General features: G+C 42.6%; 12 protein-coding genes and 1 other RNA gene. 9 read left to right on the forward strand and 4 right to left on the reverse strand.

The window, feature by feature from the left end; translation table 11 throughout:
• The first annotated feature begins 3 nt into the window (after window positions 1–3).
• From AB8599_RS02930 to AB8599_RS02955, 6 genes are all read left to right on the forward strand, one after another.
• Window positions 4–2,808, forward strand: a complete 2,805-nt coding sequence (locus AB8599_RS02930) for a DNA methyltransferase (protein ID WP_407332318.1) — start codon at window positions 4–6, stop codon at window positions 2,806–2,808.
• Window positions 2,809–2,876: 68 nt separating this feature from the next.
• Window positions 2,877–5,618: a DNA methyltransferase gene (locus AB8599_RS02935; RefSeq protein ID WP_407332319.1), complete on the forward strand. Its 2,742-nt coding sequence runs from the start codon at window positions 2,877–2,879 to the stop codon at window positions 5,616–5,618.
• Window positions 5,618–8,422: a DEAD/DEAH box helicase gene (locus AB8599_RS02940; RefSeq protein WP_407332320.1), complete on the forward strand. Its 2,805-nt coding sequence runs from the start codon at window positions 5,618–5,620 to the stop codon at window positions 8,420–8,422. Before AB8599_RS02935 ends, AB8599_RS02940 begins: the two co-directional genes overlap by 1 nt.
• A 2-nt stretch (window positions 8,423–8,424) precedes the next feature.
• Window positions 8,425–10,413, forward strand: coding sequence for a BREX-3 system phosphatase PglZ (pglZ, locus tag AB8599_RS02945; RefSeq protein WP_407332321.1), 1,989 nt, complete (start codon window positions 8,425–8,427; stop codon window positions 10,411–10,413).
• Window positions 10,391–11,095 carry a hypothetical protein gene (locus AB8599_RS02950; protein ID WP_407332322.1) on the forward strand — a complete coding sequence of 235 codons (705 nt, stop codon included), beginning with the start codon at window positions 10,391–10,393 and terminating at the stop codon, window positions 11,093–11,095. The genes pglZ and AB8599_RS02950 overlap by 23 nt, the downstream gene beginning before the upstream one ends.
• Before the next feature lie 10 nt (window positions 11,096–11,105).
• Complete coding sequence (locus AB8599_RS02955; protein WP_407332323.1) at window positions 11,106–11,819, forward strand: hypothetical protein; 714 nt, start codon at window positions 11,106–11,108, stop codon at window positions 11,817–11,819.
• Between the two features lie 5 nt (window positions 11,820–11,824).
• On the opposite strand, the gene AB8599_RS02960 is transcribed toward AB8599_RS02955, so the two are convergent.
• A complete protein-coding gene (locus AB8599_RS02960) occupies window positions 11,825–12,127 on the reverse strand; it encodes a hypothetical protein (protein ID WP_407332324.1) in 303 nt (100 codons plus the stop codon).
• 122 nt (window positions 12,128–12,249) lie between these two features.
• Between AB8599_RS02960 and AB8599_RS02965 the strand changes: the two genes are divergently transcribed.
• Complete coding sequence (locus tag AB8599_RS02965) at window positions 12,250–12,447, forward strand: helix-turn-helix transcriptional regulator (RefSeq protein WP_407332325.1); 198 nt, start codon at window positions 12,250–12,252, stop codon at window positions 12,445–12,447.
• Window positions 12,448–12,489: 42 nt separating this feature from the next.
• Here AB8599_RS02965 and AB8599_RS02970 read toward each other — a convergent pair whose 3' ends face one another.
• From AB8599_RS02970 to smpB, 3 genes are all read right to left on the reverse strand, one after another.
• On the reverse strand, window positions 12,490–13,728 hold the full coding sequence (locus AB8599_RS02970) for an integrase domain-containing protein (RefSeq protein WP_407332326.1): 1,239 nt from the start codon (window positions 13,726–13,728) through the stop codon (window positions 12,490–12,492).
• 166 nt (window positions 13,729–13,894) lie between these two features.
• Window positions 13,895–14,260, reverse strand: a transfer-messenger RNA (tmRNA) gene (gene ssrA, locus AB8599_RS02975).
• Between the two features lie 49 nt (window positions 14,261–14,309).
• A complete protein-coding gene (gene smpB / locus AB8599_RS02980) occupies window positions 14,310–14,795 on the reverse strand; it encodes an SsrA-binding protein SmpB (protein ID WP_407332327.1) in 486 nt (161 codons plus the stop codon).
• Between the two features lie 192 nt (window positions 14,796–14,987).
• On the opposite strand from smpB, the gene AB8599_RS02985 reads away from it, so the two are divergent.
• Together AB8599_RS02985 and AB8599_RS02990 are read left to right on the forward strand one after the other, a co-directional pair.
• Window positions 14,988–15,422: an SRPBCC family protein gene (locus AB8599_RS02985; RefSeq protein WP_407332328.1), complete on the forward strand. Its 435-nt coding sequence runs from the start codon at window positions 14,988–14,990 to the stop codon at window positions 15,420–15,422.
• Window positions 15,412–15,762, forward strand: a complete 351-nt coding sequence (locus AB8599_RS02990) for an RnfH family protein (RefSeq protein WP_407332329.1) — start codon at window positions 15,412–15,414, stop codon at window positions 15,760–15,762. The genes AB8599_RS02985 and AB8599_RS02990 overlap by 11 nt, the downstream gene beginning before the upstream one ends.
• Window positions 15,763–15,873: the final 111 nt, after the last annotated feature.

Genomic DNA, 15,873 nt, shown 5'->3' on the forward strand with positions numbered 1-15,873 from the left:
ACCATGAAACAAGAAAGCCTATTAGGTAACGAGTTTGAATCACATACGTCAGGTCCTGTTGAATGCTTGGGTATGACATTTGAAAATGATGAAGCTCGACGTACTCATTTTACAGTTCTACTGCGTGATAAATTAAAAGATCTAGAATTTAGAGCGATTGAAGGCTTTCCGATTGGCACAGATGAAGCGATTCTTGAACTTTCAGATCCACCATATTATACAGCCTGTCCAAATCCTTGGCTGAATGATTTTGTAGAGCTTTGGGAATCGCAAAAGGCTGATATTGAAGAAAACTATCATCGCGAGCCTTTTGCTGCGGATGTTAGTGAAGGGAAAAATGACCCTATTTATAATGCGCATTCTTACCATACAAAAGTGCCTCATAAGGCGATAATGCGTTACATTCTGCACTATACGAAACCCGGTGATATTGTTTTTGACGGTTTTTGTGGTACTGGGATGACAGGTGTAGCTGCACAGATGTGCGGTGTAAAAGAGGAAGTAATAGCTCTTGGTTACAACGTCTTGAGTAATGGAATAATTCAAAAAAAGGAAACTGACCAAGAAGGTAATGAGACATGGGTTGATTTCTCAGAGTTAGGAGTTCGAAAGGCTATTCTCAATGACTTATCTCCTGCTGCAACTTCTATAGCGAGTAACTTTAATAAGCCAGTTGATATAGAGAAATTTCAACGTGAGGCTAAGGCTATCCATAGTAAAGTTGAAAAAGAGCTTGGTTGGATGTTTGAGACCAATCACAACGATGGTCAGAAAGGTAAGGTCAATTTTACCATATGGTCTGATGTTTTTTCTTGCCCTGAATGCGGTGGAGAAGTTGTTTTTTGGGATGATGCTTTAGATGCATCTATTGCTGGTGTAAAAGACAAGTTCAATTGTAGACATTGTCACTGTGAATTGAATAAGAGAAATTTGGAAAGAGTGTGGGAAAATGTTTACGATCCTTTTCTGAATGAAACTTTGAAGTTTGCGAAGGAAGTTCCGAGCCTAATCAACTACACAGTTAACGGTAAACGCTATGAAAAAAAACCAGATGAAAATGATTTAACAATAATCCGGTCCGTTTTGAATGATTCAAGTTGTGATGAAATTCCAATGGTTTTTTTGCCCGATGGCTACAATTTAAAACAACCTAAAAGATCTCATGGACTTACGCATGTCCATCACTTTTATACGCGCCGGAATCTCAAAGTCCTTGGTAAGTTTTGGCATGAAATAACACAGAGGACGGCATATTGCCCTCACCTAAAATTATGGTTTACGTCTGCGCATGCTTGGGGAACTCGTTTAAATAGGCTTTTAACTTCGAATTATTTTAAAAAACGAGGTGGTGTTATTGGGCAAACTCTGCAAGGAACTCTATACATTAGTTCTTTGTCAGTTGAAACGAATATTATAGAAAGATTCTACTTGAGGATTAAGTCGTCCCCCTTTACTGCAGCATTCTCTGACTCCGTCATAGAAACATCTTCAATGAGTTATAAGTCGATTGAAGACAACAGCCTAGATTATATCTTTGTCGATCCACCTTTTGGTGCAAATATCATGTACTCGGATCTTAATATTTTGTGGGAATCTTGGTTGGGCCCTAGGACGAATATAGAAAAGGAGGCGATTGAAAACTCCACTCAGGGTAAGACATCTGATGACTATAGAGACATTATGTCACAATGTTTTAAAGAGGCTTATAGATTGTTGAAATCAGGGAGGTGGATGACAGTCGAGTTCTCTAACACTAAAGCATCTACATGGAATAACATTCAAACAGCTATATCTGGAGCTGGCTTTGTTATATCGAATGTATCAGCTCTTGAAAAAAAACATAAAGGATTTAAGGCCGTTACAACACCAACAGCAGTTAAACAGGACTTGGTTATCTCTGCGTACAAACCTGATGAGTCGATAGAGCAATGTTTTAAAAATGATGGGGTAGCTCCCAATAGTGTTTGGGACTTTGTTGAACCTCACTTACGCAAGTTGCCGATAATCAGAGATGGATCAATTTCCTTTGTTCCAGAGAGAGAGCCTAGAATTCTTTTCGATAGAATGGTCTCATTTTATGTTCAAAGAGGCCTCCCAGTTCCTTTATCCAGTAGTGATTTTCAAAGTGAGCTAAAGAAAAGGCTTTATGAAAGAAACGGTATGATCTTTCTTTCTGAACAGATTGCTGCATATGAAATAGTTCAATCTAAAAAAAATTATATCATTCAAAGAAGTATATTCGTAGATGATGAAATTTCTGCAATTGACTGGATGCGTCAAGAGCTAAAGGATAAGCCAAAGACTTACTCGGAAATTCACCCATTATTCTTGAATGAACTATCTGGTTGGAAGAAAAACGAATTGTCTCTCGAGCTATCAACATTGCTAGAACAGAACTTCCTTAAATATGATGGTATGGATGAAGTGCCATCACAGATTCACACATATCTATCAACAAACTTTAAAGACATGCGCGGACTGGACAAAAGCGATTCAAAACTCAAAGCTAAGGCTAAAGACCGTTGGTATGTGCCCGATCCAAACAAAGCGGCTGACCTAGAAAAAGTACGTTTACGTGCGTTACTTAAAGAATTTGAAACTTATAAAGCAGAAAAGAAAAAGATCAAACAACCGCGTGCAGAAGCATTGAGAGCTGGCTTTAACAGAGCCTGGGAGGCACAAGTCTTTCAGACGATTTTGGATGTTTCAGCTAAGATCCCACCAGCAGTTCTCCAGGAAGATGAGAAGCTGTTGATGTTCTACGATAATGCATTAACGCTAACCTCTACTGAGGACGATGAGTGGTAAGCTCGATTTAAATTATAATTTTCAAGGAAGAGTGGATACTCTTCCTTTGCTTTATTAAGAAGAGATTTATGAATCAAGAAAGCCTGTTTGGTACTGAAGGCGAGAAAAAACTGCCTGGACCAGTAGAATGTCTGGGGATGATTTTTGAGAGTGATGAGGCTCGTAGAGCTCACTTTAACGAACAATTGCGCGAAAAATTAAAAGATCCAGAATTTAGATCGATAGAAGGTTTTCCTATCGGGACAGACGAAGCGATCTTGGAGCTTTCTGACCCACCATACTACACAGCTTGCCCGAATCCTTGGTTGAACGAGTTTATTGAATTCTGGGAATTAGAAAAAGAAAGCAATAAGGAGGGTATTCGTAAGGAGCCATTCGCAGCCGATGTAAGTGAAGGCAAAAGTGATCCTATTTATAATTCACATCCATATCATACTAAAGTACCGCCAAAAGCAATTCAGCATTATGTAGAACATTATACTTCTCCTGGAGAAATAATTTTAGATTTTACTAGTGGAACTGGAATGACCGGAAGGGCTGTCCAGCAAACATCAGTGAATGATACAGATACACCAAACAGAAAAGCTATTCTCTGCGACCTTTCACCTATTGCAACCTGGATTTCTTATGGCATAAACAACTTATTTAACAAAAGTCAGGCTGATAGCCTTTTTAATTTTTTTGAAGGGTTACTAGAGAAGCTAGATTCGCATTATGTCATCGAATATAAAAGCCAAAAAAGAAAGCTACTATATCTGGTTTGGTCTGATATTTTCATATGTCCAAGTTGTGAAGAAGAGTATGTATTTTGGGATTTAGCCATTAATCAAGATTCAGGGACGATAAATGATACTTATTTTTGTAATCATTGCAGCTCTAAAATAAGTAAAAGTAAATCTTCGGTTTCTACTACAGCAGAGTTTGATTTTGCTTTAGGTGAAGTATCTCATGTTGGTAAAAAAGCACCTGTAATTGCCGTTTTCCAAAATGGCTCCAGAAATGAAAGACATCTCCTATCTACTGAGGATAGAGAGTATTTTTCTAAACTAAACTACCCTGAGATATCCGATGTCCCAAGGGAACGTATTGATAAAGATTTTGATATTTGGTTTGATCGGGATTATCGAAAGTACGGAATATACTCAATAGACAAGTTTTTCACCAATAGAGCGCTATGTATACTTTCTGAATATAAAGAAACTCTTAAAGGAATGGGCTATCCGTTTTATCATTTCGGTATGTGGATGCTGACTGCTGTCATTAGAGATTGTTCTCTGATGACAGGATTAGATATAAAGAAATATTTTCATGGCGGGGGAGGGCCTTTCTCTGGTGGCGTGAAAGGCACCTACTTTATTCCATCTTTGGCAGTTGAGAAAAATGTAGTATTTGCCTTAAGAAACAGAGTGAAAACCATTTCCAAGGCATTTCTAGAAAATGCTAAACCTGTAGATAACTCTATCATCACCACACAATCTGCAAGTGATTTATCAAGAATCCAATCTAGTAGTATAGATTACATATTTGTTGATCCGCCATTTGGTAGCAATTTCATTTACTCAGAGCTCAATCTGATTTCAGAATGTTGGTTAGGTGTGAAAACCCATGATGATAAAGAAGCTGTAATTCATAGAAGAAGAAAGCAATCTAAGACTAACTCAGATTACCAATCGCTTATGAAAGATTGTTTTTCTCAAGCTTATAGATTACTTAAACCTGGTAAATGGATAACGGTAGAATTTTCCAATACAAAGGCTGCAATCTGGAATAGCCTTCAGTCTTCACTTTCAGATGCTGGTTTTATTGTTGCTAGTGTTTCCGCGCTAGATAAAAAGCAAAAAAGCTTTAAAGCCGTAACAACAACCACCGCAGTGAAGCAAGATTTAGTCATATCAGCATATAAGCCAGATGTTGATTTTGAAAGAAAGTTTGATAAAGGTAATTGTTGTGAGGAAAGTGCATGGGAGTTTGTAGAAAACCATCTGAATTACCTTTCAGTTGTTAGGTTTAGTGACGGTGAGTTAACATTTATCCCAGAGAGAGACCCTAGGATCCTGTTTGACCAAGTGATTTCATACTATGTTAGAAATAACTTGAAAGTCCCACTATCTAGCCAACAGTTTCAGTTTGGTCTAACGGAGCGCTTTGTAAGTCGCGACGGAATGGTATTTTCACCTGAACAAATCATCGAGTATGATAAAGCCAGATCTACTTCTCATTCAGTCAAGCAATATTCAATATTCGTAGACGATGAAGCATCAGCGATCGAGTGGATGCGCCAAGAACTAGGAAGCAAGCCGAAAACTTACTCAGAGATCCATCCATTGTTCTTGAACGAGCTCTCTGGTTGGAAGAAAAATGAGTTAGAGCTTGAGCTTTCGACCCTACTTGATCAGAACTTCCTAAAGTATGATGGAAAAGATGATGTCCCATCTCAGATTCATACCTACCTATCTACCAACTTCAAAGATATGCGTGGTTTAGATAAGAGCGATCCTAAACTTGTTGCGAAAGCTAAAGACCGTTGGTATGTGCCAGATCCAAACAAAGCGGCTGACCTAGAAAAAGTACGTTTGCGTGCGTTACTTAAAGAGTTTGAATCGTACAAAGCAGAAAAGAAAAAGATCAAACAACCGCGTGCAGAAGCATTGAGAGCGGGCTTTAACAGTGCCTGGGAGTCACAAGACTTCCAAACAATATTGGATATTTCAGCCAAGATCCCACCAGCAGTTCTTCAGGAAGATGAGAAGTTGCTGATGTTCTACGACAACGCACTTACGCTGACAACCACCGAGGATGATGAGTGGTAATGTCTGCTTTATTACAAGTGGGTGAGTGGGCTTGGAGCCAAGCCCACCAACAACATGTGAAAGTGATAGAAAGCTCTGCCCTGTGGGGGCAGAGCTTTTATCGTGTTTGGCTGCAACAGCAAGATTCTGTTGTGAAGGTTTCAGCCAAAGACTTAACCCAAGCTACAAACATACTCACGCCAAGTGCTTATTACATTACTTACATCGGCGTTGCGGCAAAGATAGCTAATGCACAACAAGAAGATATCTTGCTTGCTCCTGTGGAGTCGAACGTTATACCGCTTCCTCATCAGTTAAAAGCGCTCGATAAAGCCATGTCCCGTAGGCAGGTTCGCTATCTGTTTGCCGATGAGGTCGGCTTGGGTAAAACCATTGAAGCTGGTTTGGTCATGCGTGAACTCAAATTGAGGGGAATGGCGAAACGCATATTGGTTTGTGCGCCTAAAGGGTTGGTGAGTCAGTGGGTGAGTGAAATGCAAACGCACTTCAATGAATCATTTCATTTGCTTTTACCTGGGGAGCAAAAGCCACTCGATGAGAATGATAACATCTGGCTAAAGCACGACTTAGTTGTATGTCCGGTTGACAGTATTAAGCCTATCGAAAACCGAAAAGGTTGGTCTATCAAGCAGCTCCATGAGTACAACAAGCATCGTTTTGATGATCTGCTCGCGGCTGGTTGGGATCTGATTGTTATTGACGAAGCACATCGTTTGGGGGGAAGCACTGAACTTGTTGCTCGTTACAAGTTAGGACAAGGACTTGCTGAGGCATCACCCTATTTACTGCTATTGTCAGCTACACCTCATCAAGGCAAAAGTGATGCTTTCCACCGGTTAATGGCACTGCTAGACAAAGAAGCCTTTCCCGATGTGGGGAGTGTGACAAAAGAACGTGTTCAGCCTTACGTGGTGAGAACTGAAAAACGTATCTCTATTGATGGTAAAGGCCAGCCTCTCTTTAAACCCAGAAAAACGGAATTAATTCCTGTCGCTTGGGGAAGCAAGCATGCACTCCAACGTCATCTATACCAGGAGGTTACAGAGTACGTCAAAGAGGGCTATAACCGCGCCAAAGCAAAAAAGCAGAATGCAATTGGTTTTCTGATGATTCTGATGCAGCGGTTGGTAAGTTCAAGCAGTGCAGCTATCGCAATGACGTTATCTCGTAGGTTGCAAAGCTTAGAAAACACTGTCGTTGAAGACGAATTGCCATTAGTGTTTGCTGATGATTGGGCAGAGCTCGATGGGCAGGCCCAGCTAGATGAGTTGATAGCTAGCACCAAGCAGGCTTTAGAAAATGAAAAAGCCGATGTGCAGAGACTACTGAATATCGCGAATGATTGCGTTTCGAAAGAGAGCGATACTAAAGCCGAAGCGTTAATAGATTGGCTATATAAGCTTCAGCAGGAAGAGCAAGATCCTAATTTAAAAATGTTGGTCTTTACTGAGTTTGTACCAACACAACAAATGCTCTCAAAGTTCTTTCGTGATCGAGGGATCAGTGTAGCCACACTAAATGGCTCAATGGATCTTAGTGAGCGCAAAAAAGCGCAAGCTGATTTTGAACATAGCGCTCGAATACTGATATCTACCGATGCGGGTGGTGAAGGTTTAAACCTTCAGTTTTGCCATGTCATCGTCAATTACGACATTCCGTGGAATCCCATGCGAATGGAGCAGCGTATCGGGCGTGTTGATCGTATTGGGCAAAAGCATACAGTCCGTGCGCTTAACTTTGTGCTTGAAGATTCAGTTGAATATAGAGTTCGTGATGTTTTAGAAAGCAAGTTGCAAATTATTCTCGATGAGTTTGGTGTTGACAAAACGAGTGATGTGCTTGATTCAGCAGAAGCTAACCATTTGTTCGATGAGCTCTTTATGGAATCAATCTCTAACCCAGAGACAATGGACCAAGAGCTGGCAAAAGCACTACAAATAATTCAAAGCGGTGCTCAGGATAAAAAAGCGCAAGATGGACTCTTCTCAGATGGTACACCATTAAACGCCAGTGACTATCAGCAACTTATCAATCATCCATTGCCATTTTGGGTCCAAAAGATGGTTGAGAGCTATCTGGTTGATAAATCCACCCAAGGAGTAGATGCTAAGTTTATTCGCTCTGCGGATGGCACGATTGCAATCACATGGCCTGATGGTGCGGACTGGGACAATGTGACCTTCTCCGGAAAAGAAGCACAGCAAAACAGTGCATTGACCCACGTCACTTTGGAGAACCCTAAAGTGCGAGGATTGAGTACACATCTCCCCATTTGGAATGAGCTGCAAAGCATTCCGGCTATTCACATACCTTCATTGCCTAACGGTGCTACTGGCTTTTGGTCTCTGTGGAGTGTGAGGTTTTCGGGCCAAGATGAACGCCAAATGCAGTATTTTCCTATTTATATCAATTCTGCTGGCCAGTATTTTTCGACTGCTTCAAATCGAATTTGGGATGCGATTTGTACTGATGAGGTACAGGTAGTTGAAAACGATGGGGAAGCCTTTGAAGTCTGCTCTTTAGCGTGTGTTTCGTTGAGAGAAACGGCTGAGAAACAAGGGAAATCTGTATTTGAAGCAATGTGCTCGGCATTCTTAGATGAGTTGGATCAACGCATTGAAAAAGGAGAGTACTCTTTTGCGGCTCGCCGAAATGCGATAGAGCGTATAGGACTGCCAGAAGTGAGGAATTATCGCTTACGCCAACTGGACTCTGAGTATCGTCATTGGCAACTAGAGATAGAACAAAAAAGAGACATATATCCAGAACTAAATTTGCATTTGGCCTTGGAGATAAAGAATTGAAAATGCGCTGGCATGAGAGCCTACTTAATAAGCTAGCAATGAATGAACGGCTTATTTTCGTTATTCATGATCCGTTTGGGCTTTGTTTTGAGCCTGTTATAGCGAAAGAAATTTCAGAGTCTGGTGCCTCATTTTGGGACGCAAATGATCCCATTGCTTTGCGTCTTCTCTTTGAAGAATGGAGCGAAGGAGTGGCACAGAGTGCTCTCATCATTCGTATTAGTGATAAAGACTGCTATCTTCCCTTCGATATCGTTAAACAGGCTAGGCGAGTAGACTTTCATATTGGGCTGCTCATTCCAAGCTTGGATACAGAAGTTCTGAGCCAAATCGAATCAAAGCACTACCAGTACCTGATTGACGTGACAGAAATGTATCGTGTTGGGAAATTGAGTCAGCTTGATAGCTTAGATTTTGTGCTACGACATATTTTTAAAATTGCTCCAGAAGTGATTCAAACTGATGTGGATTTGGTTCGACTTCTGATCCGAAAACACTATTTGGGTACTGAGATGCCCAGCGTTGTTGAGGCCAGGTTGATTTCCCTTTTAGGCATGAAGATGCAGTTTGATAAAAAAGAGTGGAATTTTTCAAAGCTTATCTCTCACCGAGCAGAATTCTTTGCTTTTTTGCAATCTCAATGGCGTCTCTACTTGGACACCCAAGTAATACACAATGAAGTGAGGGAACCAGAAGCCACTTACCCTAGTAATCGTTTAATCGTTCCCTTTGATGATCAAGACATACGTGTATTTGTAGATAACTTGTTCGCAGAAGGGCTTATTAAGGCAGTAGATATTGAAGGGCTACCAAAAGAACATTGGGCTTGGGTCGGTGTTATCTGCAATAGCGAATTCACGGATTTAATCAGGTTTGAGCACCTTCTCTCTAAACTTGAAGCCACCACGAAAACATTAGATAGCGACATTTTTTCTGAGAGCTTCTGGGGCGACGTGTCGCAAGAGCTTGGTACCTTGAATGCAAGCTCCTACCTACTAAATGACAAAAACGCTACTGAACACAAAGACAGGCTACGCCGAGTTAATAATGAGCTGAATACACGGTTTGAATCATGGTTGCTTGACCATTTCGGACGTTTGATAAACATGCCGTCCATTAATCAGCCAAACATGTTGCACAAAGTGCCAGCTTGGATTAATCGACGAGTTCAGAACGGTGAAAAAGTCTGCCTATTGGTGATGGATGGAATGGGCTTTCAACAATGGACAAGGATTAAAGCTTGCCTTGCTGAGTTAGATGATACTCAGTTGGAGGAGTCATATAGCTTTGCTTGGGTACCCACTATTACCTCAATCTCTCGACAGGCACTTTTTTCAGGCAAGCGACCCCAACTCTTTCCAGACTCTTTGCTGGATACCAATAAAGAAGAGGCATTGTGGAGAGCATTTTGGGAAGACCAAGGATTGACGCGCAATCAAGTTTTGTTCAAAAAAACCGTTGAAAAATATGCTGCCATCGAAGACTTCGAAGACCTGTTCCATTCTCCTTCACTTAAAGTGATCGGTTTTGTTATCAACTTTATTGATGACCAAATGCACGGCATGAAGGCGGGGATGTCTGGGCTGAGTGCAGTTCTGGATGATTGGTTAAAAACCTGGTCCTATGCTCAGAAAATTAATAGCTTGCTTGAATCTGGTTTTACCGTAATCGTAACAGCGGACCATGGAAACCAAGAAGCCATTGGTCAAGCATGGGAGCATGAGGGTGTTAAAGCTGAGACCAAAGGGGAAAGGGTTAGACTGTATAGACAACCAGTAGACTATTCGAGCGAAAACGCGAATGTGCTAGAATGGCCGGCTAAGAAGTTTGGTCTACCATCAGACATATACCCGCTTGTTAGTAGAGGCCAGCACGCTTTTATCCAGAAAGGGAAAAAAGTTGTTGGTCATGGTGGGATAAGTCTACATGAAGTTGTAGTGCCATTTGTGACGATTGCGAGAAACCATCATGCCGAAGAGAGTGAATTTTAGCCGACATTTAGAGAAGCATTGGCTTGATCAAGTAGCAATTTGGAGTTCACAAGGGTTCGGAAAGGCTGAGCTAAATGAAAACATTGAACGCATGCTTGAGCCTTATGTGCACTGCAAGGTAAATCGAGGGAAAACTCGAAACCAACTAACGAATATGTGGTTTGATGCCTCGAAAGTCGATGAAAATTGGCAGAAACGAGCGATTGATTTTGTCCAGCAGAACGATGATGTCCCATTTATTCTTCACTGGGGAATGCTCATCGCAAAAAACGTCTTTTTTGCGGACATAGTGAGATTTATTGGTCGAAAGAGTAAGCACAATGATTATTTCACTTATGGGCAAGCTCAGAAGCATATCGCTGAGCTCTATGGTGATACGGAAACAGTGAAAAGAGCACTTCGATCGGTTCTAAAAACTCTCGTTGATTTCCAGATTATTCTTCGCGAGAAAAGTGGCTCTTATAAACCGCAGGTAACAGGTTATGAGATTGAAAAAAAATACAAAAATTGGCTTGTTGTTGGTCTAATGCAAAATCGAGGGACGAGTAGTCGTTCAGTTTTGGATTTGCTAGATGATCTGGTGTGGTTCCCATTTTCTTTTACTTTGTCTGTTAATGAGATCGATCAATCGTTGTTTGAGCTCCATCAGCAGGGGAATGACCTCGTTCTTTTCAGGAAATAGAGAAATTTAAGTGAAATTATCCATCGGTTTTAACCGGCATTTAGAAGCAGATTGGCTCGCACAATCTGCATCATGGGTTTCTAATGGCATCGAAGGGCAAGATTTAAAAGATCGCATCGATTCAATGCTTGAGCCTGCGTTTACCAGTAAAGTCGCGAAAGACAAAACTCGGAATCTCCTATTTGGTGTTTGGAATAAACTGCCTAAGCATGTTTCCAAAGATTTCCAAGATCGAGGAGCGGAACTCTTACTTGACTATAGTGAATGTCATTTGGTCTTTCATTGGGGCATGATGCTAGCCAAGTATCCATTTTTTACGTTTGTGGTCCGCCAAATTGGGCGTTTAACTAAGCTAAATGATACGTTTATGTATTCGCAGCTTGAAGACCGCGTTACAGAACACTTTGGTGATACATCGACTATTAAGCGCAGTATGCAGTTTGTCGTGCGTACGCTTATGAACTTGGGCGTATTGAAGAATCCTAAGCAAGGGGTTTACACCTTAAGCCGCCCCATTGAAATCAGTAGTAGTAAGGTTAAGGGCTGGCTTATGGAGGCTGCTTTGCTATCCGAAAGCTCAACTAGTCGAAGTCTATCAAGTATCAATAATGATAGCGTTTGGTTTCCATTTACAATCTATTTTGATTTGGCGGATGTTCAGGCTAATTCAAAATTGGAAGCGCATATTCAGTCTTCTGACAGCGTGATCTTCTTGTACGGCTAGAGATGTCATAACCAATGCTCAGGAACATTGAGTTCAAATGAGCTTGCAACATACTGAAGCATCGTGATGATTTCACGGTGCTTTTTTTCATCATATGGCTGTCCGTTTCTCTTTTGTTCGACGATGGTTTTGAGTGTGTCCAAATCGAACATACCTAATTTGTAGAAATTTCCCCAGTTTGGCGTTCCGAAAAGGTTATAGATAACCTCGGTGGCGTCTCGTTCGCTGGCAAGTCGCTTTGGCTCATCAATTTTGGCTAATGCCGCTTCGCCTTCATCTTTTGTGTCATAGGTGTTGATAAGTTTCATTTACTTGCCTGAGGATTCTTTTGTGTTCTTTAAAGGCATTAGTTTAAGCACCTGAAACGGACAATAAAAGTAAACTCAGATATATATCACCTCCCCGAAGCAATTAACGTCGAGGTGATTTTATGCAAAAGCAACCTATTAAGTTGATTCGGTTGAAAGAAGTGATGGCAGTAACGGGGCTTTCACGTTCAAGTATCTACAACTATATCAACGACAAGCGATTTCCTGGGCAGGTGTCCCTTGGTTGTCGCTCCGTTGCTTGGGTCGAGAGCGAAATCCATGACTGGCTTGAACAAAAAGTCGCTGAGCGGCGCCATTGAGACAAAAAAGAGAGGGGGCTACGGCTCTCTCTTTTTTTTGTTTTAGATGACTTTTAGCTTGGGAAGGGCTGAGACAGAGAGGCTGCCTTTTGACGCTTCCTCAATATGTCCACTCCACCAGCACATCATCGGAAGACGGCGCTCTAAGTAGTCAGTGCGGTTGTAAGCACTGCGTACTTGGTTATCGTCGACGTGTGCTAGCGCTGCTTCTACCAAGTCTGGATCAAAGCCCTGTTCGTTGAGCGTTGTACTGGCAAGCGAGCGCAAGCCGTGACTAACTAACCTTCCGGCAAATCCCATACGCTTTAACGCCATATTGGCGGTTTGGCTATTACAAGGTTTAGTTGGGTCTCGATCGGAAGGAAACACAAACTCTCGATGACCGCTTATTGGTTTGATGACTTCTAGGAGGGTGAGTGCTTGCTCCGTTAATGGGACACGGTGCTCGCGGCGCTTCTTCATTCTCTCCGCGGGAATGGTCCAAACGTTGTTATCGAGATCTATTTCATCCCATCGTGCACCGGACGCCTCCGCTGGCCGTGTCATGGTGTGCAGTTGCCATTCAATCAAACAACGCGTCGTACGTTTGATGCTGGCGTTGGCAATAGCGGCCATCAGCTCAGGCAGTTCCGCAGGTTCAAGCGCGGCCATGTTCTGTTTGCTGGGCTTTTTGAACGCAGCACTTATGCCTGTTAGCGGGTTTGCATGGACAAAGCCACAGTTAACGGCATAGTTCATCATCTCGTTCATTCGCTGCACAATGCGCTTTAAGGTTTCAAGGCTACCTGAGGCTTCCACCGGCCTTAAAATCTCAATAACAAGCGGGGCAGTCAGTTTGGTAATGGGTACACTGCTAAGCCGCGGAAAAACGTGTTTCTCCAATGAACGCCAAATGTCTTCGGCGTAACCTTCGGTGACCTGGTGCTGTTTAAGCTCAAACCATTGACGGCTAATGTTTTCGACCGTGTGTTCAGTCAGGGCCACTTCTTTGTTTTGCAGTTCGTCGCGGTGTACCTTTGGGTCGATGTCTTGTGCGAGTAAGACTTGGGCTTCAATAACCGCTTTGCGTGCTTGAGAGAGGGAAACAGAAGGGTAAGCGCCGAGGCTTAAGTTGGTGCGTTTGTTGAAGTAGGGGCGTTTGTAATTGAAAAGCCAAAGCTTTGAGCCTGAAGGCTTTATCCTGAGCCGCAGACCATCACCATCAAAGAGAACGTATTCCTTCTCTCTGGGTTTGGCGGCTTTAATTTCCTTATCTGTCAGTTTGGTAGTGACCTTTGCCATAATGGGTACACCTCTCTCGCTTCCTTTTTGCCAGTGTACACCTCAGTGTACCCAAAAATCAAAGCAATAGTTGGACGTTAATGGACCTAAATGGATGGTAGGTTATTGATTTTAATGGTTTACAGGCAAGAAAAAAGACGTCCGAGGACGTCTTTAAATCGCGATTTGGTGGAGCTGGCGGGAGTTGAACCCGCGTCCAAAATCAGTCTAACTAATGGCGCTACATGCTTAGTCTATCTTTATTCTCGGCACCACACTGCGAATAGACACGCTATGTAATGACATACCTAATTTAGTTTTAACGCTTTGGCTATTAGGTGTAAGCCTCCACGCGATTCTGTTTGGGTTTGACTGCCCTTGATCCACGTCCTACAGACAGAGGCTATGGAGGGCAGGCTCTAGCAGGTTATTAAGCTGCTAGTGCGTAGTTTTCGTCGTTTGCGACTATTTTTTTGCGGCTTTTTACGAGGCAAACCGCCCCTCGGCATGCTCCACGAGCCTTCTTGATCCTGTCGAATCCTGAATCAGCCCCGGAATTTTTATGACGCAGATGTTAGCATAAAGCTCTGCTGCGTCAATGTTTATCTGGATGAATGCTTCATGATACGCGCTTTATCGCGTTCCCAATCGCGATCTTTTGAAGCATCACGTTTGTCATGAAGTTTTTTACCTTTTGCCAGACCAACTTTCAGTTTAGCCCATGACTGCTTCCAGTATAGGGATAAAGCAACAAGGGTATAACCTTCACGGTTAACCTTGCCCATCAGTGTGTCTAGTTCACGACGTTTTAGCAATAATTTGCGAATACGCGTAGGGTCAGCCACTACGTGAGTAGAGGCAACATTAAGTGGTGTGATAGTGGCACCCGACATGTAGGCTTCGCCATCTTTGAAAAACACATAGCTTTCAGTGATGTTGACCTTGCCAGCACGTAGGGATTTCACTTCCCAGCCTTGTAGCTCTAGCCCGACTTCAATGTCATCTTGAATGAAGTATTCGTGGCGAGCTTGGCGGTTCTGCGCAATTGTATTGCTGCCCGCTTTATTCTTTGAATTTTTCTTTACCATAATGGCGGCATTATACGTAGTGGTAGTGACGGGCGATATAGTTTTTATAGGAATTTTGTATTCTCGCTAGCGTCGTTCACAGAAAGGACGGTTTAGGTGGCTAAAAGATGGTCTATCGTCTGCATTTTTAAGACGTTTGGGGATAAATACGCTCCGATGATATGATGTGGCATCAGGCAAAGAGGAGATGGTATGCCGCGAATTACCCGTTCTGCACTCGTGCCGTTTAGTGCAGATCAAATGTTTAAGCTTGTGAATGATGTCGAAGCCTATCCTGCGTTTGTGCCGGGTTGCTCTGGGTCGCGTGTGTTAGAAGCTAGCGACAGGGCAATGACAGCGTCGGTGGATGTGGCCAAGGCGGGCATCCGCAAAACCTTCACCACACGTAATGAGTTGGTGGAAGGACAAGCGATTAAAATGGAACTGGTCGATGGCCCGTTCCGCAAGTTGGTCGGTGGCTGGCATTTTACGTCGCTGGATGCGGATGCCTGCAAAATCGAGCTGAATCTGGATTTTGAATTTACCAACAGTTTGGTGGAGATGGCGTTTGGCCGAGTATTTAACGAGTTGGCTGTAAACATGGTGACGGCCTTTACGCAAAGGGCGAGAGTCGTTTATGAGCGATGAAAAGTTGCTGCATATTGAAGTGATTTACGCGTTGCCGAATGAGCAGCGGGTGTTTAAGGCGATTGTGACGCCTGATATGCATGTGGAAGACATTATTCGTCATTCTGGCATTTTGGACGTGTACCCTGAGATTGATCTGAAAAAGAACAAAGTGGGTGTATTTAGTCGCTTAGTGAAGCTAGATGCTTTGGTGCATGATGGCGATCGCATTGAAATCTATCGCCCATTGATGGCTGATCCGAAAGAGATCCGTCGCCGCCGCGCTGAACGCATGAAAGCGGAAGGCAAATCTGACCCTGTGACGGGCGGAAAGCTCAACCCGATGCGAAAGGGGGATTAGCGGGTTTCAACTGACATTCGTCTGAAGACAAAGATATAGATATAGATATAGATATAGATAAACATAGAAAAAAGCGGTGAACATGGTCACCGCTTTTTTGTTCCGTTCTTT

This window comes from Enterovibrio litoreus (assembly GCF_045679545.1).
In the GTDB taxonomy this organism is placed as follows: domain Bacteria; phylum Pseudomonadota; class Gammaproteobacteria; order Enterobacterales; family Vibrionaceae; genus Enterovibrio.

Coding starts and splice junctions, on each gene's coding strand:
- AB8599_RS02930 (WP_407332318.1), top strand. CDS start 4: ATGAAACAAGAAAGCCTATTAGGTAACGAGTTTGAATCACATACGTCA.
- AB8599_RS02935 (WP_407332319.1), top strand. CDS start 2,877: ATGAATCAAGAAAGCCTGTTTGGTACTGAAGGCGAGAAAAAACTGCCT.
- AB8599_RS02940 (WP_407332320.1), top strand. CDS start 5,618: ATGTCTGCTTTATTACAAGTGGGTGAGTGGGCTTGGAGCCAAGCCCAC.
- pglZ (WP_407332321.1), top strand. CDS start 8,425: ATGCGCTGGCATGAGAGCCTACTTAATAAGCTAGCAATGAATGAACGG.
- AB8599_RS02950 (WP_407332322.1), top strand. CDS start 10,391: ATGCCGAAGAGAGTGAATTTTAGCCGACATTTAGAGAAGCATTGGCTT.
- AB8599_RS02960 (WP_407332324.1), bottom strand. CDS start 12,127: ATGAAACTTATCAACACCTATGACACAAAAGATGAAGGCGAAGCGGCA.
- AB8599_RS02965 (WP_407332325.1), top strand. CDS start 12,250: ATGCAAAAGCAACCTATTAAGTTGATTCGGTTGAAAGAAGTGATGGCA.
- AB8599_RS02970 (WP_407332326.1), bottom strand. CDS start 13,728: ATGGCAAAGGTCACTACCAAACTGACAGATAAGGAAATTAAAGCCGCC.
- smpB (WP_407332327.1), bottom strand. CDS start 14,795: ATGGTAAAGAAAAATTCAAAGAATAAAGCGGGCAGCAATACAATTGCG.
- AB8599_RS02985 (WP_407332328.1), top strand. CDS start 14,988: ATGCCGCGAATTACCCGTTCTGCACTCGTGCCGTTTAGTGCAGATCAA.
- AB8599_RS02990 (WP_407332329.1), top strand. CDS start 15,412: ATGAGCGATGAAAAGTTGCTGCATATTGAAGTGATTTACGCGTTGCCG.